Origin of the sequence: Leifsonia sp. Root227, assembly GCF_001428745.1 — a bacterium.
GTDB lineage: Bacteria > Actinomycetota > Actinomycetes > Actinomycetales > Microbacteriaceae > Leifsonia.
In genome coordinates this window covers 20,983-42,897 of record NZ_LMIO01000003.1, presented here as the reverse complement: position 1 = coordinate 42,897, position 21,915 = coordinate 20,983, and the positions used below count along the sequence as shown (strand labels likewise).

Sequence of the window (21,915 nt, the reverse complement as noted above, 5' to 3'; positions counted from 1 at the left end):
CGGTCAGTCGGAGCCGCGCAGCGCGTCGGCGAGCAGCCAGGTCATGTCGATGGGCTGGGTCGGCGGAAGGTCAGGCGCCCCGGGGTCGATCGGGGTGCTGCGGCCGTGCTCACGCGATGTGTTCATGATGTTCCTCTCGGTGGTCGTTCGTTACGGGGCGTCGTTCATTCCTGGGCGTCGTTCATTCCTCGGCGTCGTTCATTCCTGGCTCGGGAGGCACGCCTGCAGCAGCCCCAGGCGCCGAAGCTCGGCGAGCTGCTGCTCGATGCTCAGCCGCGCGCCGTCCACGCCGTGCTCGGCCAGGCAGGTGACGTCGAGGTCGGAGAGCGTGGACTGCCACGCCCTGTCGACCTGAGCGAACTCCCGGGCGTAACAGGTGCCATCCGCCCCAGCGTCGACCGCGGCGTCGGGGACGGCGTAGAAGACGAACGGAGGCGCCCCGGTGACGGGAGCCATCGGGTAGCCGGCCTCCGCCATGCATCCGGCGTAGCGGCTGTACGCGGCCAGATACTCCGCATGGGTGACGCGTCCGTCGGAAAGGTCGGCGTTCTGCTGCGCAGACGCCGCGGGCACCGGCCGGTCGCGCATCCACGACGCCCACGCCAGGATGCGGCCGCCCGCAGCCGCCGCGACGGTCACGGTCTGCTGCGGCCCGACAGGGGCGGACAGCTCGGTCACGGCCGGCGTATCGACGGAGCAGTCGACCGTCTCGGAGACACCGGCGACGGAGGCCACCACCTGGCCGTCGTCGAAGCACTCGAGCGAGACCGCCAGCCGTGTCGCCCCCGGCGGCGCGCTGCGGAGCGCCAGGCGAGCCGTGCCGGAGGCGTCCGCGACGACAGGAGCGCCGAGCAGGATGCCGTGGGTCTTCACCTGCTGCTCGGCGGCGGCCCCGAGCCGGAACACCCTGTTCGCCTGGTCTGCGCTCGCGATGGCCGTGGTCGTGATAGCGGCGCCGGTCAACGCCCCGGCGAGCGCGAACGCGCCGACGCCGAGCATCCATCGACGACGGCGACGAGGTGCTCGGCGCCCCTCCTCCGCGGACGTCTCGACCAGGACGGCCCGCAGTGCGGTGTCCCGGTCGGCGGCCAGCTCAGTACTCATGGGAGGTCTCCCCTCTGATGGTGCGTGTGGAGGCGCCGTCGTTCTCGCCGAGACGACGGGCCAAGCGGGACTTCGCTCGCGACAGACGCGATTTCACGGTTCCAGGGGCGACACCGAGCGCTGCTGCCGCGTCCGCCTCCGAGTACCCGTGCAGCACGCAGAGCGCGATCACCTGCTGATCGGCAGCCGACAACCGGAGCAGCGCTGCGGTGGCCGGGCCGTCGTCGAAGGTTTCGGCGTGGTCGGGGTGAGGGACGGGCGGGGGGAGCCGGTCGAGGAGGATGCGGTGCCTGCGGTGCGCGCGCGACAGGTTGCGAGCTGCGTTGGTCGCCGTCACCAGCAGCCACGGCAGCATCGACCCGTTGACGAAGCGGACGGCGTCCCGCTTGCGCCAGGCTTCGAGGAAGGTGACGGCGACGACATCCTCCGCGTCGCCGACGTCGGGGACGAGGCGCAGGCTGTGCCGGCGCACGCGGTCGCGATGACGGTCGAAGACGCGACCGAACGCTTCGCCGTCGCCGTGCACGGCCAGAGCCCAATCGGCCTCGTCGTCGGAGAGTTCGCTCACACTGTGGAATGTCCGCGACGGCGCGATCGGTTCCCCCTTCTTCCCTTTTCCTCGCTTTTCCTCGCCGCCGTCAGTCGGGCGCGACGGTGCGCGAGGCGAGCACCGACCAGTCGTGCTCGAAGAGGCCGGTGAAGTATGCGGCGATCTCGGCGTTCTCCAGGATGACGCCGGCATCCCGGTTGGTCAGCGTGCCGGCAGGCGACCAGTTCTGACTGCTGACGAGCGCCGCCCTTCCGTCCACCACGATCCCCTTGTTGTGCACGTTGTTCTGCAGCTTCACCCTGTTCACGACCTCGAGGCCCTCCGCCTGCAGCTTCTCCAGGTACCCGGCCGTCTCGAACTGGCTCATGATGATGCGCACGTCGACCCCCGCATCCTGCCGCTCCACCACCGCGCGGACGAGCGCGACGAAATCGGCGGCGGCCGCTGTGACCGTCTTCGGCAGTTCGATGTACTGGAACTGCATCAGCAGCGACGTCGTGGCGCTCCGGATGAGGTCCAGGATGTGCGGGGCATAGCTGCCGGCGTCCGGGGTGAGCAGCGGGGTCACCGTGAGCCGACGGCGGTGGGTGTCTGCGGCGAAGAACCGCTGGTACGGCGGGGTGGTCGCGAGGGGCGCGAGCAGAGCTGGCGCCGGAACCGGAGCCGGTGCGGCGGCCTGGTGCGCCGCTGCGACGGCGAGGTCGTTGAGCAGGAACGCCTCGAAGGTGCGCGCGAGGTGCTCGTTCTCGATGACGACGTGCCAGTCGCGGTCGCCGTCGCGCGCCGCGTCCGCGTCGCCCGGCGTATTCACTGGGTCGATGTCGGGCTGGTTCGAGTTGTTCCAGTTGCCGCTGGACAGCCAGACGGCCGACGAATCCCGCACAGCGACGTTGATGTGGTAGGCGGACGGGAAGATCCAGGCGGCGGAGAGCGGGTCCATCCTGTCCAGCGCCCAGGCGTTGGCGAGGTGTTCGCCGAAGGCAGCCGTGAGGGCGGCGACGGTCTGCTCGTCGGTCTGGTCGGCCGTCGGATTCTTGGCCGGGTGGTCCAGGACGAGGCGCACGGTCTTACCGGCGAGCTCCGTCTCGACGGTCTGCAGGATGTGCCGCGAGGTGAAGTCGTAGAGGCCGATCGTGAGGGTCTCGCGCACGCCGGAGAGGAACGCGCCGAGGGTCGGCCAGCCGGAGTCCGGGCTCGCGCTCAGGGTCACGGTCATGGTGCCGGAGACCGGGGAGAGCGTGGCGCCCGCCGGGGGCGTGTACGCGAGCTGAGGTTTCGCGGCGGCAGCGAACGCGACGTGAGGTACGACCGCGCCGACCCCACCGGATGCGCCGGTCAGGTCGAGTTCGTCGTCGAACTCCGGCACGGAGCCGCGGTCGGGCGCCGGACCGGCCGTGCGCGCGTACGCGGCAGGCTCGCTCAGCGACTGCTGCTTGGCAGCGGAGGCCACCCGCACGTCGACGGGGAACCCGTCGACCTCCCCGGGCAGCGCCGCCCGCAGGTCGGCGAGCTGCGCACCCCGCGCCGCCGTCACCACGATGGCAGGCTGATCGGTGATCCACCCGTCCGTCAGCAGATACCCCGGCCGCACGCTGAGCGCACCAGGAACCCGGAACGCGTCCAGGTGACTGCGGATGACGGATGCGATCCTGTCGGCGGGAAGCTTACGCATACCCCCGGCTTACTCCGCCGCGCGGCGAGATACCAGTAACTTCCGCGCATCCCGGGCGGTTCGCGACCGGTACTGGTATCTCGTCGAACCGATGAATGCGAGTATTCCTGCGGCCCCTAGGATGATGCGCACAGCCAGAAAGATGGAGATCGCACCATGAGCACCGACGCGCCGACCACCACCCACCAGGCGGACAGCCATGACGTGATCCTCGTGCAGGGCGCACGCGTGAACAACCTCAAAGACGTGAGCGTCGAGATCCCGAAGCGGCGGCTGACGGTGTTCACCGGTGTCTCGGGCTCCGGCAAGAGCTCGCTCGTGTTCGGGACCATCGCGGCCGAGTCGCAGCGGATGATCAACGAGACGTACAGCGCGTTCGTGCAGGGCTTCATGCCGACGCTCGCCCGGCCGGATGTGGATGTGCTGGACGGCCTGACCACGGCGATCATCGTCGACCAGGAGCGGATGGGCGCCAATGCCAGGTCGACGGTCGGGACGGCGACCGACGTCAACGCGATGCTGCGCATCCTGTTCAGCAGGCTGGGGCAGCCGTACATCGGGTCGCCGCAGGCGTTCTCGTTCAATGTCGCGTCCGTGTCCGGCGCGGGAGCCATCACGCTCGAGCGCGGAGGGAACACGACCAAGGAGCGCAGGAGCTTCTCCATCACCGGCGGGATGTGCCCGCGCTGCGAGGGGATGGGGAGCGTCAACGACATCGACCTCAGCCAGCTCTACGACGACTCCAAGTCGCTCGCGGACGGCGCCCTGACCATCCCCGGATACACGGCGGACGGCTGGAACGTGCGGATCTACGCCAGCTCCGGCTTCCTCGACGCTGACAAGCCCATCCGCGAATACACGAAGAAGGAACTGCAGGACTTCCTCTACCACGAGCCGACCAAGGTCAAGATCGGCGACATGAACCTCACATACGAAGGGCTCGTGCCCCGCGTGCAGAAGTCGATGCTGTCGAAGGACAGGGAGGCGATGCAGCCGCACATCCGCGCGTTCGTGGATCGCGCCGTCACCTTCACCACCTGCCCGGACTGCGGAGGGACCCGGCTCAGCGAGGCCGCCAGGTCGTCGACGATCGGCGGGGTCAGCATCGCGGACGCGTGCGCGATGCAGATCAGCGACCTCGCCGACTGGGTGAACGGGCTCGACGAGCCGTCGGTCGCTCCCCTGCTGGCCGCGCTGCGCGAGACGCTCCAGTCGTTCGTGGAGATCGGCCTCGGCTACCTGTCGCTCGACCGCCCCGCCGGTACGCTGTCCGGCGGCGAGGCGCAGCGCACCAAGATCATCCGCCACCTCGGCTCGTCGCTCACCGACGTGACATACGTGTTCGACGAGCCGACCATCGGGCTGCACCCGCACGACATCCAGCGGATGAACGAGCTGCTGCTGCGCCTGCGCGACAAAGGCAATACGGTGCTGGTGGTCGAGCACAAGCCGGAGATGATCGCCATCGCCGACCACGTGGTCGACCTCGGGCCGCGGGCGGGAACGGACGGCGGCGCCATCACCTTCGAGGGCACCCTCGACGGGCTGCGCGCGAGCGACACGCTCACCGGGCACCACCTGGACGACCGCGCCACCCTCAAGGAGACGGTGCGCAGTTCGACGGGCATGCTCTCGATCCGCGGAGCGAACGCGCACAACCTGCGCGACGTGGACGTCGACATCCCCCTGGGGATGCTCGTGGTCGTCACCGGGGTCGCGGGCTCCGGCAAGAGCTCGCTGGTGCACGGCTCGATCCCGGCCAGTGAGGGCGTCGTGTCCATCGACCAGGCGGCCATCCGGGGCTCCCGCCGCAGCAACCCCGCCACGTACACCGGCCTGCTCGACCCGATCCGCAAGGCGTTCGCCAAGGCCAACGGGGTCAAGCCCGCCCTGTTCAGCTCGAACTCCGAGGGCGCGTGCCCGAACTGCAACGGCGCAGGCGTCATCTACACCGACCTCGGCATCATGGCGGGCGTCTCCACCGTCTGCGAGGTGTGCGAGGGCAAGCGGTTCCAGGCGTCCGTGCTCGACTACCACCTGGGCGGCCGCGACATCAGCGAAGTGCTGGCCATGTCGGTGATCGAGGCGGAGAAGTTCTTCGGCAGCGGCGACGCCAAGACGCCGGCCGCCCACAGCATCCTGAGCAGGCTCGCGGATGTGGGACTCGGCTACCTGAGCCTCGGTCAGCCGCTCACCACCCTCTCCGGCGGGGAGCGGCAGCGCCTGAAGCTGGCGACCCACCTCTCCGAGCAGGGTGGCGTCTATGTGCTCGACGAGCCGACCACCGGCCTGCACCTGGCCGACGTCGAGCAGCTCCTCGGCCTGCTCGACCGGCTGGTCGACGCCGGCAAGTCGGTGATCGTGGTCGAGCACCACCAGGCCGTGATGGCCCACGCTGACTGGATCATCGACCTCGGCCCCGGCGCGGGGCACGACGGCGGGCGCGTGGTGTTCGAGGGGACGCCTGCGGAGCTGGTGGCTGCGCGGTCGACGCTGACGGGCGAGCATCTGGCGGCGTACGTGGGGGCCTGAGCGCCCAGCGAGGTCAGAGCCACATCCTGCGCCGCTCTGCCTCGGCGCGGACGGCCTCTGCGCGGTCCAGGCGCTCCGCCAGCCTGGCGGCTCGCCCGGAACGTCCGGCGCCGTCTCGTCCGGCGCCGTCATGTCCGGCGCCACGACGTCCGCTGCTGCCGCGGTGCCGCATCCGGTGCAGGATCGCAGTGCACCAGGCAGGAAGCGCGGTCGGGGTGCGAGCGGGGAATCCGGCTGGTCTGATCGTCATACCGCCACGATGACGCAGGTCCCTCTGCGCCTGCGCGCCGATTGACGGAAATCGTCAATCGACAGTGCGCCGCCCGCCCTGCCGCGCAAGGATGATGCCATGAGCGTGTCCATCGATGTGAGCAGAGTGCAGACCGAGCAATTCCGGATCGCGCCGTCGCCGCTCGCCGAACTGGGGTCCGCCATCCACCTGCTCGTCGAGCCGACGCACCACCCTGCCCACAGTGGATGGGTCGCTTCGGTGACCGGGGCGATCGAACCGGACCTCCTGGACAGACTCATCGACGCCGACTACCTGTGGCGGACATCCCGCGCAGACATGCTCCTGCCGTCGGAGCCGGGCGCGACGCTGGCCGAGGAACTGGACGCGGTCGACGCGCTCGACGACGAGACCTGGGTGTCCGCAGCCCTCCTCACCAGCAGCTGCGGCACGGTGCCCCTGTTCCGCGAGCTCGGATCGCCGCTGGTGGACCCGGCAGCGCGAGACCTCGCCAGGGAGCGCGCCATCGCGCGCGGCCAGCGGCAGATCGGCTTCGTCGATGTCGTGCTCGACGATCCGCCCTTTGCACGCGCCCGCGTGCGCCGCCTGCTCGAGGACTGCAACGCCGCGTTCTTCGCAGAGGCCTGGACCCAGCTCCTCCCCCGGCTCGCCTCAGACGCACGCCTCAAGAAGGACGTGCTCGCCACCTCAGGACTGCGACGGATGCTCGGCTCCGTGTCGCCTGCGGTGTCGGTCGACGACGACGAGACGCGCATCGTGGTCGACAAGCTGCAGGACAATGCGACGACGGCGGACGAGCGCGGCATCACCTTCCTGCCCAGCGCGCTCGGCCACCCGCACCTGCTCGTGGTGCACGCCCCCGGCTAGAAGCCGGTGATCCAGTACCCGTTCGCCGCCGGCCAGACGCCGGGGGCGGCTGCCACGGTCGACGCCATCGCGCAGCGGCTGCGCGCGCTCGACAACCCGGTCAGGCTCCGGCTCGCGCGCAGCCTGATCCGCGGGCCGCATACGACGGCCGACCTGGCAGAGGCGTGGGGCCTCAGCGCCCCGGAGGTGTCTCGCCACCTCGCGATCCTGAAAGACGCCGGCTTCCTGACGACGACGAGAAACGGTCGATACGTCGTCTACGCGTTCGACATCGTCACGGCCGCACGGCTCGGCAGGGACATGATCGACGCACTGCTGCGGTGACCGATTCGGCCGGTGCGCCCCCGGTCAGACACCGGGTGTATTCACCCAGTGTCTGACCGCTCCCCCCATAAGGCGCGACGCGCGTGCGCCACCCGAGACGTACGCCATCGGTGCCTGAGTGACGAAGCCGAATAAGTCACTCCCTTAGACCGTAGGAGCCTCCTTCTACGGCGGATATGGCACTTTGGTCGCATCTCTGGCCCCGTTGGCGGCAAAAGATGTGACTTTGGTCGTAGTCCTGGGCATCGTGCTTCGGACGCGAGGCTACGCATGATGAGCGGGTGACCCGAACTCTCGGGGCTCGCGCATCGCCGGGCGGGCCTCTTGGCTTTCTGCGTACCCTCCGGTGGTCGTACACCGAAGCACGGCCCGTCGTGCTCTGGGTCTTCAACCTGCGGTTTCTGGTGGGCGGAATGCTCGCGTTCAGCGGAGAGATCGCCGTCGTCAAAGCGATCGCAGGGGCCACATCCTGGTTCCTGGCCGTGTGGGCCGTGTACCTGGTGAACGGCATCAGCGACATCGCAGGAGACCGGGCGAACGGGTCGCACCGTCCGCTCGCCTCCGGAGTGCTGACCGAGCACGCCGCGGTGTCGTGGTGCGTGGTACTCACCGCTGCGTCCGTCAGCATCGCCGTTCGCATCAGCGTGGTCTTCGTGCTGCTCGTGGTGATGATGCTGTCGCTCGGATTCGCGTACTCGCTCGGTGCGCACGCAGCGAAACGATGGGCTGTGCCCGCCCTCACCGTCGCCGCGGCGGGCGGTCTGCTCACCTACCTGGCAGGGGCGGAGGCGTTCCACGGGACGATCGCGCCCGCCGTGCCGGTGTTCGCCATCGTCATGGCGCTCTGGATCGCCGTGGTCGGGCACGCGAAAGACTTCGGCGACGCCATCGGGGACAGGATCGCCGGACGACGCACCCTGCCGATCGTCATCGGGGATCGCTCTGCGCGACGCGTCGTCGCGGTGGGCTCGGCGACGATCGGCGTTGCGGCCGTCCTCGCTGCCGTCCTGTATCCCGTGCTGCTCTCGCTCGTCGCCCTCGGCCCGTGCGCCGTCGTCGTCTGCGCCCTCTCGCTCAGGCGAACGGGCACGGACAGGCGCTCCAGACGACGACCGTACCGGGCGTTCATGGTGTCCCAGTACACGGTCAACCTGCTCGCCATCGGGTTCGCGGCCACCCCGTGAACGAGACGACCCCGTGATAGAAAAGCCACCAATGACTACCAGCACCTCCGACCACGACCACCAGCTCGCAGACGCCAGCGCCGCGATCATCGAACAGACGGTCGCCGCCCTCCGCTCCGTGGACAGCGCACTGGTCTCCGACCCGTACATCGAGGCGGAGTTCGTGGCGCAGATCGAGCACATCCTCGGCCAGACGCTCGCCACCCTCGGGCTCAGCGCCGCTGCGGAGCCGAAGCAGGCGTCGCGCGGCGCTGAGGTGGGCGAGCACCGGGCGAGGCAGAACGTGCATCCGGTCGACAGCCTGAAAGCGGCGACGCTGCTGTTCGATGTCGGCCTCGGCGTCCTCGTGAAGGCCACGGGCGACCGGCTCGGACACGACGACATCGCGCGAGCGCTCAACGCGTCGATCATGGGCAACGTCATCCCCGCCTCCGTCGCCTACGTGAACGTTCTGCTGGAACGGCTCGCCGTCGCGCACAGCGAGGAACGACTCGGCATCTCCCGCGAGCTGCACGACCGCGTCGCCCACAGCATCGCGGCGGGGATGCAGCGCGTCGACCTCAGCGGACTCGCGGACCCGGCAGGCACGGATGCGCAGGTGCGGCTCGCCGACGGGATGGCGCTGTTCGACGCAGCGCTGGACGAGACCCGCGCGATCGCCAGGGACCTGCGGCACTTCGTCGGGGACAAACGCCTCGACGAAGCACTCAACGACTACGTGGCCGACCTCGACGACGCAGGTCCCCGGGTGATCGTGGAGCTGGACGGGATGCCGTTCAGGCTCACCACGGGAACGCAGGAGGAGGCGTTCATCATCGTCAGGGAGGCCATCCACAACGCGCGACGACACTCAGGGGCCGGCACGATCACCGTGAGCTCCAGCTGGCAGCCAGGCAGCGTGCGCCTCTCCGTCCGCGACGACGGGCACGGCTTCGAGCACGACAGGATCCGCTCCGGCGCGCTCGGGCTGATCGCGGCCCAGGAGCGCGCCGAGCTCATCGGGGCAGACCTCACCATCGACCCAGGCCCCGGCGTCGGCACCCACGTCGAACTGAGCATCCCCATCCAGGAGGCCGGCGTATGACGGCAGAGCGTCGCAGCATCGTCATCATCGACGACCACAGCCTGTTCCGACAGGGCATCCGCGCCCTGTTGGAGAGCGCCTTCGACATCGTCGGCGAGGGCGGCACCAGCTACGACGCCCTCCGGCTCGTCGCGGAGACCTCCCCCGACGTCCTCCTCCTCGACGTCGAGCTGCCAGGCATCCCCGCGGAGCAGACGATCACGCGCGTCCGCCGCGACCATCCGGAGATCGCGATCGTCGTCCTCACCATGCACAACGACGTCGCCCTCGAACGCCAGCTGCTGCGCGCGGGGGCGAGCCACTACGTCACCAAGAAGGTCAACGGAGACGACCTGTCGATGATCGTGGCCGGCGCCACCCCGGCGCCGGCCACGACGCGCCCGGCCGCCCCGGACACGGAGGCGGCCGCCCCCACCATCCTCACCAGCCGAGAGCTCGACGTGCTCCGGATGATCGCCCAGGCGTACACGAACCGCGACATCAGCGTCCAGCTCCACATCGCGGAGGGCACGGTCAAACGGCACACCACCAACATGTACGTGAAGCTCGGCGCCACCTCCCGCATCGACGCCGTCAGGAAAGCCGCGCGGCTCGGGCTGCTCGACGCCTCCGGGCCGTACGCGCAGGAGACCAGCGCCCAGGAGACCCGCGCACCCGAGGCCCGCGCATCCGAGACCCGCGCACCTGAGCCGGGCACGCCGCGAAGCTGAGCCTCCTGTCGCGCCGGCACCCGCGCCCGCGGCCGACCCGTGACAGGGGCGCGCGCATCCCGTAGCCTCGTCTGCATGGCGGAGCCGTCGACTGCCGCGCAAGCCACGTCCGCCCCACCCGCGGGCGGTACCCGCACGTTCCTGCAGGTGCTGGTCAACACGATGATCGCCAACGTGACCACCAGCTTCCTCTGGTTCGCTCTGACGTTCTGGGTCTACCTCGAGACGCACTCGGTGCTCGCGACGGGCATCGTCGGCGGAGCGTACATGCTGCTCGTCGCCGTGTTCTCGATCCTGTTCGGGTCGATCGTCGACCGCTACCGCAAGCACGCGGTGATGCTCGTCGCGAGCGCCGTCACGCTGGTGTCGTTCTGCATCGCCGGAGTCTTCTACCTGCTGTTCCCCGAGTCGGCGCTCCTCGACATCGCCGGGCCGATGTTCTGGGTGTTCGCCGGCATCGTGCTGTTCGGTTCGGTGATCGAGAACATGCGGAACATCGCTCTGTCCACCACCGTCACCCTGCTCATCCCTGTGGAGCGGCACGCCAACGCGAACGGCCTGGTCGGCACGGTGCTGGGCCTCGCGTTCATCGTGACCAGTGTGTTCAGCGGGCTGGCGATCGGGATGCTCGGAATGGGCTGGACGCTCGTCATCGCCATCACCTTCACCGGGCTGGCCCTCTTCCACCTGCTGTTCCTGCGCATCCCGGAGGATGCGCCGCACGGCGACGGCGAGAAGGCACCCGGCATGGACCTGCGCGGGAGCATCAGCGCGATCCGCAGCGCGCCCGGCCTGTTCGCCCTCATCATCTTCTCCACCTTCAACAACCTGATCGGCGGCGTGTACCTGGCGTTGATGGACCCGTACGGGCTCGAGCTGTTCCAGGTGGAGCTGTGGGGGATCGTGCTGGCCATCTCGTCGACGGGGTTCATCATCGGCGGTCTCGTCATCGCGAAGTTCGGGCTGGGCAGGAACCCGATCCGCACGATGCTGATGCTCGTGATCGGGATGGGCGTGCTCGGCGCCCTGTTCACCATCCGCGAGTGGTGGTGGCTGTACGTGCTCGGCATCTGGCTGTACATGACGATGATCCCGGCGGTGGAGGCCGCGGAGCAGACGGTCATCCAGAAGGTCGTGACCTTCCGGCGCCAGGGTCGCGTCTTCGGATTCGCCCAGGCGCTGGAGTCCGCAGCAGCGCCGATCACGGCGTTCCTCATCGCGCCCATCGCGCAGTTCGTCATCATCCCGTACCTGGCGAGTGACGCCGGTCAGGCCACCTGGGGCTGGCTACTCGGGGAGGGCGACGCACGCGGCATCGCATTCGTGTTCCTGGTGTCCGGGCTGCTGATGGTACTGCTCGGGGTGGGGGCGTTCCTCACCAGGTCGTACCGGATGCTGTCGAAGGAGTACCGAGGCGCCGATCCGGCGCTCCCCGGTGCGGCGACGTGAGCCGGGCGGGCGACACGAGCGGCGACCGGGCAGGGCGCCTCGCCTTCGACGCGGCGGCCGAGGTGTACGACGAGGTGCGCCCGTCCTACCCCGCCGCGCTGTTCGACGCGCTGTTCGCGCTGCTGCCCCCGGCGCCGGACATCCTGGAGGTCGGCCCGGGCACAGGACAGGCGACGACCGACCTGCTGGCGCGGGGAGCGACCGTGCACGCCGTCGAGCTCGGTCCGGCGCTGGCCGCCGTCCTGCGATCGAAGCTGCCATCGGAGCTGCTGAGCGTGAGCGTCGGCGATTTCGAGCGCCTGCCCCTGCCCGCCCGGTCGGTCGACGCCGTGTTCTCGGCCACGGCGTACCACTGGATCTCGCTCGGCGCGCAGCTCGACCGGCCGGCGCTGCTGCTGCGGAACGGAGGCGTGCTGGCCGTCGTCGACCTCATCCAGGTGGCGTCGCAAGACGACCGGGGGTTCTTCGCCGCCGCCCAGCCGCTGTACGACAGATACGGGCAGGGGCACACCGGCCCGCCGGCGCCGACCAGAGAGGACGCCGATCCGCCCATCCGGAGCGCCATCGCCTCCGACCGCCGCTTCGATCGCGTGGAGGTGCGCCGCTACGACTGGAACCAGACCTACAGCGCTGCCGACTACCGCAAGCTCATGCTCAGCTACTCCGGCACGCGCCTGATGCCGTCCGAGCAGCGGGAGGGACTGCTCGACGACGTCGAGACACTGATCGTGGACGCGTTCGACGGCAGAGTGACCCGCCCTCTCGTCGCCACGCTGACGACGGCGATCCTCGCCTGACCGGCTCCGCCCGCACCCGACACCGATATCCTGTGCCGATATCCTGTGCCGATGGCTCTCGAACTCTGCGTCCTGCTCTGGGCGACCGACGGCAACGACGACGCCCTCACCCGCTACGAAGACACCGTTCTCGCGCTCGTGCCGAAGCACGGAGGGCGGGTGGTCAGCCGGGTCCGTCGCGCCGCGTCGGATCGTGGAGGCGAGAGCGGAGGGGATGATGGGGCCCCGCTGGAGGTGCAGGTCATCCACCTGCCGGACGACGCCGCGCTGCAGTCTTACCTGACCGATCCGGAGCGGGTGGCGCTGGCAGACGTGCACCGCACCGTGATCGCGCGCACCGACCTCATCCGGGTCGAGACGCTGGTCTGATTCGACGGCCTGGACGCCCCGCCCTTCCGCGCGGGCATATACTGTCTTCAGGACAGTATCTCCGAAAGGCGGCGACATGACTGTGGATGAGGTCCCAGACGACACCCCCGGCCTCCCCTATCGCTCCGGCCAGCTCGCCGCACTGCTCGAGGTCTTCTCGCTCTGGTCGTCCGGTGCGTTCATCCGCGGCCTGGCCACCGGGGTCGGCGTCGACCTCGACACGACCGCCATCGTCGCCGTCACGATGCTCGCGCGCGACGGCGAGCAGCGCGCGTCGACCCTCGCCTCCCGGCTGCACGTCGGAGCATCCGCCATCTCCAAGCTGACCGCGCGGCTCGGCACGCACGGGCTGATCGAGAAGCGGCAGGACCCGGAGGACTCCCGGGCGACGCTCCTGCGGCTCTCGACCACCGGGACGGAGACGGCGGCAGCGCTCGTCGCGGCAGGGGATGCGATGATGGCCGACCTGCTCCGAGCGTGGCCGGAGCGGGACCGCGCCGACTTCGATCGCTTCCTGCACCGCTTCCGAGACGACGCCGTCGCGCACGCGTCGCGCGTCTCCGCTGCTCCGCAGCACACCCCCGACCGACCAGAGAAAGCAGAATCATGACCCGCACCTACCTCGTCACCGGAGCCGCGAGCGGCATCGGCAAAGCGACAGCAGAACTCCTCCGCTCCCGCGGCGAACGCGTCATCGGCGCCGACCTGCGCGGCACGGACATCTCCGCCGACCTGTCCACCGCCGAGGGCCGCGCAACCCTGGTCGAGCAGGCGACCGAGCTGTCCGGCGGCGTCCTCGACGGCGTGCTCGCCGTCGCCGGCCTCAGCGCCGGCATCCCGGTCACGGCGGCCGTGAACTACTACGGAGCCATCGCGACGCTGGAGGGGCTGCGCCCACTGCTGACCGCATCCACTGCCCCGCGGGCCGTCGCGGTTGCGTCGATGGCATCGCTGCAGGACCACGACGAGAAGCTGGTCGAACTCCTGCTGGATGGCGCAGAGCAGGACGCGCTCGCGCGTGCGGCCGAGCTCGCCGAGTCCCCTTCGACCGCCCACCAGATCTACTCCTCCAGCAAGCGGGCGCTCGCGCGGTGGCTGCGCAGAAACGCGGCGACGCCGGAGTGGGCAGGCGCGAGCATCCCACTCAACGCGATCGCCCCCGGCGTCGTCCTGACGCCGATGACCGCGGAGCTCGTCGCCACCGCAGAAGGGCGGGCGCGCCTCAACGAGCAGGTGCCGATGCCACTGAACGGCCCGTTCGACGCCGAGGTCGCCGCCAAGCTCCTGGCCTGGCTGGCCGGCGAGGAGAACTCGCACCTGTGCGGACAGGTGGTGTTCGTCGACGGCGGCTACGACGTGACCGTGCGCGGAGACAGCACCTGGTGACCTGATCCCGGACGGCCGCGAGGGGACTCTGTCCTCTCGCGGCCGTTTTTGTTGCTATTGTCAGATCACTATTTCCACGTTGCAACTCTCGATGATGAGGATGTGATGGGTCCACGAACCGAACCCGCAGCCCCGGCCACCACCCGCTCGACCCGCACCGCCATCGGCGGCCGCACCTGGCTGGCGCTCGTCGTCGTCGGGCTGGTCGGACAGCTCGCGTGGACGGTCGAGAACATGTACCTCAATGTGTACGTGTACGACACCATCTCGCCTGACCCGAACGTCATCGCGATCCTGGTGAGCGCCAGCGCGATCGCCGCGACGATCGCGACCCTCCTCGTCGGCGCCTGGTCGGACAGGATGGGCCGCCGCCGCGCGATCATCGCGTTCGGCTACGTCGCGTGGGGCGTCTGCACGGCCGGCTTCGGCTTCGTCGGCGCACCGGCGGGGGCAGCTGCTCCGACCGGCGCCGCGCTGATCGGGGCGATCGTCGCGATCGTGCTGCTCGACTGCGTGATGAGCGCGTTCGGCTCCGGCGCCAACGACGCCGCCTTCACCGCGTGGGTGACCGACTCCACCGATCCAGGCAATCGCGGACGCGTCGACGGCGTGCTCGCGGTGCTTCCGCTGATCGCGATGCTGCTGGTGTTCGGCCTGCTCGACGGCCTCACCCGCGCCGGCGACTGGAAGCTGTTCTTCGGCGTCGTCGGCATCGTCACGATCCTGACCGGAGCTGCGTCGTGGTTCCTGATCAGAGACCGCGGCGTCCCCGCACGCACCGACGGCATCCTCACCGCCGTGCTGCACGGCCTCCGCCCGAGCACGATCAGGCGGCAGCCGGCGCTCTATCTCACGCTCGCCATCTGGACGGTCATCGGCACGAGCACGCAGGTGTTCCTGCCGTACGTGATCATCTACCTGCAGCGCTACCTCCGCATCGAGTCGTACGCGCTCGCCCTCGGGATCGTGCTGATCCTGGCGTCGGTGCTGAGCATCCTGGGCGGCCGGGTGATGGACAGGATCGGCAAGACTCGCTTCCTGCTGCCGGCGGTCGCCGTGTTCGCGGCCGGGCTCGTCGCGATGACCTTCGCGCGCGAGCTGCCCGCGGTGATCGCGTCCGCGACCGTCATGATGGCGGGCATGATGGCGTCGCTCGCGACGGTGTCCGCGATGACCCGCGACCACACCCCGGCCGATCGCGCGGGGGCGGTGCAGGGCGTCCGGATGATCCTCGCGGTCATGATCCCGATGATCGTCGGGCCGTTCCTCGGGGCCGCCGTGATCTCGGGGGCGGCGAACACCTACACATCCCTCGGCGTCGTCCAGCCCGTGCCCGGACCGGAGATCTTCATCGCCGCAGCAGCCGTGCTCGTCCTCGTGCCCGTGCTCGTCGTCCTGCGCGCCAGGGCGGTCCGCTCGTGAGCATGAGGACGCCGTGGGCGGACACCATCGACCAGGACGCCGTGCTGCAGGAGTACCCAAGGCCGCAGCTCGTCCGCAACAGCTACCTCAACCTCAACGGCCTGTGGGAGTACGCGATCACCGGCAGCTCCGCGCATCCCCGGGACTGGGACGGCGAGATCCTGGTTCCGTTCTCGCCGGAGGCCGCACTCTCCGGCGTTGGCAGGCAGCTTCTTCCAGGGCAGCACCTCTGGTACCGGCGCACCCTGCGCCTGCCGGACGGATTCGTCGACGACGCCAACGACGGTCGCGTGCTGCTGCACTTCGGCGCCGTCGACCAGGACTGCGTGGTCTATCTGGACGGCGAGCAGGTCGGCAGCCACTCCGGGGGCTTCCTGCCGTTCAGCCTCGAGCTCCCGGCCGCACTGGCGGACGGAGCGGAGCACGTGCTCACCGTCGACGTGGTCGACGTCAGCGACACCGGCCACCGCTCCCGCGGCAAGCAGGCCATCCGCCGTGGAGGGATCTGGTACACCGCCCAGTCCGGAATCTGGCAGACGGTGTGGCTCGAGGCCGTGCCGCGGCTGCACATCCAGCGCCTCGACCTCCGGCCGTTGCTCGCCGAGCGCACGGTCGAGATCGTCGTGGCAGGGAGCGAGGACGCCGAGGCGACGGTCGTGCTGAGCGCCGACGGGGAGCCGGTGGCGAGCGGCAGGGGCCGCACCGGCTCGCCGATCGCCCTGCGCATCGACGATGTGCGCCCGTGGAGCCCGGAAGACCCGTACCTCTACGACATCGATGTGCGGCTCGGCGCCGACCGCGTGACCAGCTACGTCGGGATGCGGTCGGTGAGCGTCGAGCGCGACAGCGCGGGGCAGCCGCGCCTCCACCTCAACGGCCGCCCGTACTTCCACGCCGGTGTGCTCGACCAGGGATACTGGCCGGACGGTCTGCTGACCGCGCCATCCGACGAGGCGCTGATCCACGACATCCGCAGCATGAAGGAGCTCGGCTTCACGATGCTGCGCAAGCACATCAAGGTGGAGTCGCTGCGCTGGTACCACCACTGCGACAGGCTCGGGATGCTCGTCTGGCAGGACATGGTCAACGGCGGCCGCGCATACAACCCGGCTGTCATCACCGCCCCGGTGCTGCTTCCCGTGCGGCTGGACGACAGGCGGCACCGCGCGTTCGGCCGCCAGGACGCCGAGGGACGCGACGAGTTCCGTGCAGAGCTCGATCAGACCGTGCTGCTGCTGAAGAACGTCCCGAGCGTCGTGGTCTGGGTCCCGTTCAACGAGGGCTGGGGACAGTTCGACGCGCTGGACGCCGTGCGGCGCATCCGATCGCTCGATCAGGACAGGGTGATCGACCACGCGAGCGGCTGGCACGATCAGGGCGGAGGCGACCTGCGCAGTCTGCACGTCTACTTCCGGCGGATCCGTCCCCGTCGCGGCTGGGGCAGGGACGGCAGGGCCGTCGTCGTGTCCGAGTACGGCGGCTACAGCCTCCGGCTCTCCGGTCACGCGTTCAGCTCCCGAGAGTTCGGCTATCGCAAGCTCGCCTCCCGCGAGGCGTTCAGCGCGGCGTTCGCCGCACTGCACAGGGACGAGGTGCTTCCGGCCATCGGTGCCGGCCTGTCCGGGATCGTATACACCCAGCTCGCCGACGTGGAGGACGAGTTGAACGGCCTCCTCACCGCCGACCGCACGGTCGTCAAGGCCGACGCCGCCACCGTGCGCGCGGTCAACCGCGAGCTCGCCGAGCGGTTCGCGCTGGTCGCGCAGCCGCGCACACCGCATCAGGAAGGAGTCCGCGATGGGTCGCAGGATCGTCGAGCGTGAGCTCACGGAGGAGGTCGCCCTCTGCCTGCCGAGCGGACGACTGAATCCGGATGCGGTCGGCTGGAGCAGGACCCCGCTGCACGATACGTCCGGCATCGGCGGCCCCACGAGCTGGGGCAGGAACAAGCGATGGGAGTACTGGGCGGTCACCACGCCGACCCACATCGTCTCGCTGACCGTCTCGTCGCTCGACTACGCCTCGGTGCACGGCATCATGATCCACGACATCCGGTCGGGCAGGACGGTCGAGCGCGGAGCCGTCGCACCGCTGAGCGGGAGCGCGACACTGGCAGCCCGTCTCGGCGCCGGGCCGGCGCGAGCCCGCACCCGATCGCTCTCGATCGACATCGACGAAAGCGCGGGCGGCACCCGGCTGCGCGGGCGGTCCGCGGATGTCGCCTTCGACATCACCGCCGAGCGGCCCGACGGTCACGAGGTGCTCGCCGTGGTGGTCCCGTGGTCGCAGAAGCGGTTCCAGTACACGGTCAAGGACGTCGCCCGCCCCTCCGTCGGCTGGCTGGAGCTGGCCGGCGACCGCGTCGAGCTGCCGGTCGGCGAGAGCTGGGCCGTCCTCGACCACGGACGCGGGCGCTGGCCGTACCGGATGCAGTGGAACTGGGGAGCTGCGTCGGGAACCGTCGACGGTCGCACGATCGGCTTGCAGCTCGGCGGGAGGTGGACGGACGGCACGGGCTCGACCGAGAACGGCGTGCTGGTCGACGGAACGCTCCACAAGATCAGCGAAGAACTCGGCTGGGACTACGACGAGCGCGACTGGCTCGCCCCGTGGCACATCCACGGCACGGGCGTCGACCTGACCTTCGTCCCGTTCTGGGATCACACCAGCTCGACGGAGCTGGTCGTCTTCGGCAGCCGCGGTCACCAGTGCTTCGGGCACTACTCCGGCTGGGTCGACACCACGGAGGGGCGCATCCGGGTGGATGCGCTGCTCGGCTGGGCGGAGGACGTCCGCAACCGCTGGTGAGCTCGGCCGACACCGACCGCCGTCATCCGGCGAGCGCGTGCGACCTGGAGGGGAACGAGGTCGGCGCTTCCGCGAGCAGCGTGAAGACGGCGAGCTCGCCGACGACGCTGTGCAGCACCCAGGACCTGCTGTATGCGCCGGGGTAGTCGACCACGATCAGGTCGGGATGCGGGGCGTCGCCCTCCAGGTGCAGGATGCGCGCGGTGCCGGAGCCGGCAGGGCCGCTCAACCAGGCCGAGCATCCACCCCTGTCGTCGCCGGAGCGGGGAGGGGCGACGGCGAGCGCGCTCTCGCTCACGCGGAGCACAGCGGGAGTCTGGCGCGTGGTCTTCACTGACATGGTGCTGTCTCCGATCAAGGGATGTGCGGTTCGAAATGTGCGATTCGAGGGGGTGAGCGGGGCGCCGCATATCGGTACGGCGTCCCGCTCTGCTCCGGCTGCGTCAGTGGACCTCCGCAGTGGCGTCCGGAGCGGTCTGTGCCGGCCGGGTGGCCGGTGGTCTGGTCACCAGCGGCGTTCGACCTCTTCGACGTGGCCGAAGACGTTCGCGAACTCCACGACCTCGCCGGATTCCAGCGTGATCCTGCCCGCGTAGTGGCCGAAGCAGGTGTCGCCTCTGCTCTTCACGATCCACCGGTCGAACAGGTGCCTGGTGTGGTGCTCCGGGGTGAAGGTGACCTCGACGCCTGGGCCGGTGAGCGTCCACGGCCGTAGCCACTGGGTGGGGTCGTACCGCCAGTCGAGGTGCGAGCTGATCTTGTGCAGGCGGCCGTCGACGCGCAGCCAGTTCTCCGTGGAGGGGGTGCCGTCCGTCCACTTGCCGCCGAACTGCAGGCCGATCTCCCTGCCGTCTGCGCTCAGGCCGTTCCCAGCGCCCCAGTTCCAGAACGTGAAGTACGGCCAGCGGCCGCGCCCGCGGTCGTGCACCGCGTACGACTCGTCCGGTTCGATGCGGTGGGTGACGCCGTCGACGATCACCACCCCCTGCGCGCGCAGGCAGTTGTCCTTCTTCGTGTACTGGAACGCGCGTTCGCTCCACGGCACCACGACGCCCATCGACTCGTGATCCGGCTCGCCGATGATGCGCAGGTCCACCGAGATGCGCGGCGACTCCGCGTGCAGCACGGTGTTGACTCCGCGCGGCGTCATCCGGACGAGCACGTCTTTGCGGCTCGACTCCATCGGCTCGCGGTTGGTCTCGTCTCGCATCCCGCCGTGGCCGGGCAGCCAGGTGTTGCCGCCCTGCACGATCTCGCCGTAGGTCGCTCTGTCGAGGTAGGTGACGGACACGTTCGCCCGGTAGTCGTGGTGCGAGATGTTCATCGTCACGATCGACGTCGGCGTGACGATCGACCAGTATTCGAAGCGCTTGTTGCGGCCCCACCCGGCGAGGCCGGTCCTGTGCAGCGCCGTGCGGGTCCAGCCGACCGCGGCAGGGTTGAGCTTTCCCGATGGGAGACACAGCTCCGTCGTCTCGGTGATCTCGCGCTCGGCGATGCGCTCGCCGCCCTGGGCGACCGGTTTGAGAGGAAGCCTCACTCGTTCTGGCCTTTCTGTGTGTGGATGGTCGGTGTGGGTCGCACGGGGCTCACCCCTTGGTCGCGCCGTCCGCGAGGCCGCGGATCAGCCACTTCTGCACGAGCAGGGCGAGGATCACGACGGGCACGACGGTGAGCATCCCCGCTGCGGAGAGGGCGCCCCAGTTCGCGCCGTGCTCTGTGTCGCCCGCCATCCCGGCGATGGCGACGGGCAGGGTGGTCGCCTTGCGGTTGGTCAGCACCAGCGCGAAGAGCAGCTCCTCCCAGGCGAGGATGATGCTGAAGATGAAGGTGGAGATGAGTCCTGGCGCCGAGATCGGCACGATGATCCGGAAGAACGCGCCCATCCGGGAGCAGCCGTCGATCATCGCCGACTCCTCCAGGTCCTTCGGCAGTGCGAGGAAGAAGCCCCGCATCAGCCACATCACGTACGGGATGACGAACGAGCAGTACGCGAGGATCAGGGTGATGTGCGTGTCGGTGATCCCGAGCGTGCGGGCGACGAGGAACATCGGGACGGCGAGGGCGATCGGCGGCACGCCGCGGGAGGCGAGGATCAGCACGCCGATGGTGGCCGCGCCCTTGATCTTCAGCCGCGACAGCGCATAGCCGGCCATCGCTCCCGCGACCAGCGAGAGGATGCCCGCGCCACCTGCGACGATGATCGTGTTGATCATCTTCGGGCCGAGTCCGCCCTGGATGAACGCCTGCACGTATTGGTTGAGCGTGGGGTCGAAGAAGAACGTCGGCGGTGTGGTGAAGATGTCGCGCTGCTGTTTGAACGAGGTGAGGAGCATCCAGACCAGCGGGAGCAGGAACAGGATGCAGATGATCACGCCCGACCAGATGCGCGCGCGTTCGCCGCGGCGGCGCTTGCCGGTCAGGGATGCGCGGGGTTCCTGCGCAGTGTCGGAGTCGCGGGTGCGCTCCCTGGCGGTGACGGTCACAGCCTGTCCTCCAATTTCTTACTGCCCAGAAGGAACACGAAGGTGAGGATCATCGTGATGACGAGCACGATCACCGCCATCGCCGACGACTCGCTGAACTTGAGCAATCGGAACGCCTGCTGGTAGATGAAGAGGTTGACGACGTTCGTCGCCTCCCCCGGTCCCCCGTTGGTGGTCGCGAGGATGATGTCGAACATCTTCACTGCGCCCAGCCAGCGCACCACGAACGTCGCGGCGATGATCGGCCCGAGCATGGGGAGGCTCACCGACCAGAGCGTCTGCCACCAGTTCGCCCCGTCCACTTTTGCCGCCTCGAACACGTCCTTCGGCAGGGCGAGCAGCGCGGCAGCCGCGATCAGCGCGACGAACGGCACGGACCGCCAGGTGTCGATGATGACGACGCTGATCATCGACATGCTCGCGCTGCCGAACCAGTCGATCGCCGGGATGCCGAACAGGCCGAGGAACCAGCCGACGACGCCCCAGAGCGGGTCGAGGATCATCTTCCAGATCCCGCCGGAGACCACAGGGGCCACGACCATCGGGATGAGGAAGAGGGCGCGGACGACGCCGCGCCCTCTCCACTCGGCGTTCATCAGGTAGGCGATCCCGAAACCGAGCACGATCTGCAGGGGAAGAGCGAGCACCAGGTAGATGCCGGTGACGACCAGGGAGTTCTGGAACGTCTCGTTCTTCAGCGCGGCCGTGTAGTTCTCGAGACCGACCCATTCCGTCGGTGAGAACGTCGCCAGGTCGAACTTCGAGAAGCTGATCTGCAGCGTGTAGAGCAATGGGTATGCGAGGACAGCGGCGAGGAGCACCGTTGCCGGGAGCATGAACGTCCATCTGCTGAAGATGTCCCGCGTCCGCGAGACGCGACGGGCGCGGTCCACACGCCGTCTCGTGAGTTCGACTGTCATG

23 protein-coding genes are annotated in these 21,915 nt (G+C 69.3%); 14 read left to right on the top strand and 9 right to left on the bottom strand.

Translation table 11 applies throughout. From position 1 onward, the window contains the following. Positions 1-3: 3 nt before the first annotated feature. The 4 genes from ASE16_RS20250 to ASE16_RS10285 all read right to left on the bottom strand — a co-directional run bounded on the left by ASE16_RS20250 (position 4) and on the right by ASE16_RS10285 (position 3,326). The gene (locus ASE16_RS20250) at positions 4-126 is read right to left on the bottom strand and encodes a hypothetical protein (RefSeq protein WP_268765806.1); all 123 of its coding nucleotides are present in this window, start codon (positions 124-126) and stop codon (positions 4-6) included. A gap of 72 nt (positions 127-198) precedes the next feature. Continuing rightward, the gene (locus tag ASE16_RS10295; RefSeq protein WP_157480300.1) at positions 199-1,104 is read right to left on the bottom strand and encodes a hypothetical protein; all 906 of its coding nucleotides are present in this window, start codon (positions 1,102-1,104) and stop codon (positions 199-201) included. Then, positions 1,094-1,672 (bottom strand): RNA polymerase sigma factor, encoded by a 579-nt coding sequence (locus ASE16_RS10290; RefSeq protein WP_055894568.1) that lies wholly within the window; start codon positions 1,670-1,672, stop codon positions 1,094-1,096. Before ASE16_RS10290 ends, ASE16_RS10295 begins: the two co-directional genes overlap by 11 nt. Positions 1,673-1,742: 70 nt before the next feature. Next, entirely contained in the window at positions 1,743-3,326 is a 1,584-nt protein-coding gene (locus ASE16_RS10285) for a phospholipase D-like domain-containing protein (protein WP_055894565.1), read from the bottom strand. A gap of 156 nt (positions 3,327-3,482) precedes the next feature. On the opposite strand from ASE16_RS10285, the gene ASE16_RS10280 reads away from it, so the two are divergent. Next, entirely contained in the window at positions 3,483-5,858 is a 2,376-nt protein-coding gene (locus tag ASE16_RS10280) for an ATP-binding cassette domain-containing protein (RefSeq protein ID WP_055894563.1), read from the top strand. Between the two features lie 13 nt (positions 5,859-5,871). On the opposite strand, the gene ASE16_RS19765 is transcribed toward ASE16_RS10280, so the two are convergent. Continuing rightward, on the bottom strand, positions 5,872-6,108 hold the full coding sequence (locus ASE16_RS19765; protein ID WP_157480298.1) for a hypothetical protein: 237 nt from the start codon (positions 6,106-6,108) through the stop codon (positions 5,872-5,874). 99 nt (positions 6,109-6,207) lie between these two features. On the opposite strand from ASE16_RS19765, the gene ASE16_RS10275 reads away from it, so the two are divergent. From ASE16_RS10275 to ASE16_RS10220, 13 genes are all read left to right on the top strand, one after another. Then, entirely contained in the window at positions 6,208-6,975 is a 768-nt protein-coding gene (locus ASE16_RS10275) for a DUF5937 family protein (protein WP_200949616.1), read from the top strand. A 6-nt stretch (positions 6,976-6,981) separates the two neighbouring features. Beyond that, positions 6,982-7,299: an ArsR/SmtB family transcription factor gene (locus tag ASE16_RS19980; RefSeq protein ID WP_200949614.1), complete on the top strand. Its 318-nt coding sequence runs from the start codon at positions 6,982-6,984 to the stop codon at positions 7,297-7,299. Positions 7,300-7,580: 281 nt separating this feature from the next. After that, positions 7,581-8,483, top strand: coding sequence for a UbiA prenyltransferase family protein (locus ASE16_RS10270; protein ID WP_157480296.1), 903 nt, complete (start codon positions 7,581-7,583; stop codon positions 8,481-8,483). A 31-nt stretch (positions 8,484-8,514) separates the two neighbouring features. Beyond that, complete coding sequence (locus tag ASE16_RS10265) at positions 8,515-9,567, top strand: sensor histidine kinase (protein ID WP_055894558.1); 1,053 nt, start codon at positions 8,515-8,517, stop codon at positions 9,565-9,567. Next, the gene (locus ASE16_RS10260; RefSeq protein WP_082581376.1) at positions 9,564-10,277 is read left to right on the top strand and encodes a response regulator transcription factor; all 714 of its coding nucleotides are present in this window, start codon (positions 9,564-9,566) and stop codon (positions 10,275-10,277) included. The genes ASE16_RS10265 and ASE16_RS10260 overlap by 4 nt, the downstream gene beginning before the upstream one ends. Before the next feature lie 75 nt (positions 10,278-10,352). After that, the gene (locus ASE16_RS10255; RefSeq protein WP_055894556.1) at positions 10,353-11,726 is read left to right on the top strand and encodes an MFS transporter; all 1,374 of its coding nucleotides are present in this window, start codon (positions 10,353-10,355) and stop codon (positions 11,724-11,726) included. Then, positions 11,723-12,523, top strand: a complete 801-nt coding sequence (locus ASE16_RS10250; protein ID WP_055894554.1) for a class I SAM-dependent methyltransferase — start codon at positions 11,723-11,725, stop codon at positions 12,521-12,523. Before ASE16_RS10255 ends, ASE16_RS10250 begins: the two co-directional genes overlap by 4 nt. A gap of 51 nt (positions 12,524-12,574) precedes the next feature. Continuing rightward, complete coding sequence (locus ASE16_RS10245) at positions 12,575-12,892, top strand: hypothetical protein (protein WP_055894551.1); 318 nt, start codon at positions 12,575-12,577, stop codon at positions 12,890-12,892. Between the two features lie 76 nt (positions 12,893-12,968). Next, complete coding sequence (locus ASE16_RS10240; RefSeq protein WP_055894549.1) at positions 12,969-13,502, top strand: MarR family winged helix-turn-helix transcriptional regulator; 534 nt, start codon at positions 12,969-12,971, stop codon at positions 13,500-13,502. Beyond that, entirely contained in the window at positions 13,499-14,278 is a 780-nt protein-coding gene (locus ASE16_RS10235; RefSeq protein WP_055894546.1) for an SDR family oxidoreductase, read from the top strand. The genes ASE16_RS10240 and ASE16_RS10235 overlap by 4 nt, the downstream gene beginning before the upstream one ends. A gap of 105 nt (positions 14,279-14,383) precedes the next feature. Next, entirely contained in the window at positions 14,384-15,700 is a 1,317-nt protein-coding gene (locus tag ASE16_RS10230) for an MFS transporter (protein ID WP_055894544.1), read from the top strand. A 2-nt stretch (positions 15,701-15,702) separates the two neighbouring features. Further along, entirely contained in the window at positions 15,703-17,523 is a 1,821-nt protein-coding gene (locus ASE16_RS10225; protein WP_235500503.1) for a glycoside hydrolase family 2 protein, read from the top strand. Continuing rightward, complete coding sequence (locus tag ASE16_RS10220; RefSeq protein ID WP_055894541.1) at positions 17,498-18,508, top strand: DUF2804 domain-containing protein; 1,011 nt, start codon at positions 17,498-17,500, stop codon at positions 18,506-18,508. The genes ASE16_RS10225 and ASE16_RS10220 overlap by 26 nt, the downstream gene beginning before the upstream one ends. Positions 18,509-18,530: 22 nt before the next feature. On the opposite strand, the gene ASE16_RS10215 is transcribed toward ASE16_RS10220, so the two are convergent. The 4 genes from ASE16_RS10215 to ASE16_RS10200 form a co-directional block, all read right to left on the bottom strand. Then, on the bottom strand, positions 18,531-18,848 hold the full coding sequence (locus tag ASE16_RS10215) for a hypothetical protein (RefSeq protein WP_157480292.1): 318 nt from the start codon (positions 18,846-18,848) through the stop codon (positions 18,531-18,533). A gap of 165 nt (positions 18,849-19,013) precedes the next feature. Next, positions 19,014-20,048: a DUF2804 domain-containing protein gene (locus tag ASE16_RS10210; protein ID WP_055894536.1), complete on the bottom strand. Its 1,035-nt coding sequence runs from the start codon at positions 20,046-20,048 to the stop codon at positions 19,014-19,016. A gap of 49 nt (positions 20,049-20,097) precedes the next feature. After that, on the bottom strand, positions 20,098-20,994 hold the full coding sequence (locus ASE16_RS10205) for a carbohydrate ABC transporter permease (RefSeq protein ID WP_200949612.1): 897 nt from the start codon (positions 20,992-20,994) through the stop codon (positions 20,098-20,100). Further along, a complete protein-coding gene (locus ASE16_RS10200) occupies positions 20,991-21,914 on the bottom strand; it encodes a carbohydrate ABC transporter permease (protein ID WP_200949610.1) in 924 nt (307 codons plus the stop codon). Before ASE16_RS10200 ends, ASE16_RS10205 begins: the two co-directional genes overlap by 4 nt. Position 21,915: the final 1 nt, after the last annotated feature.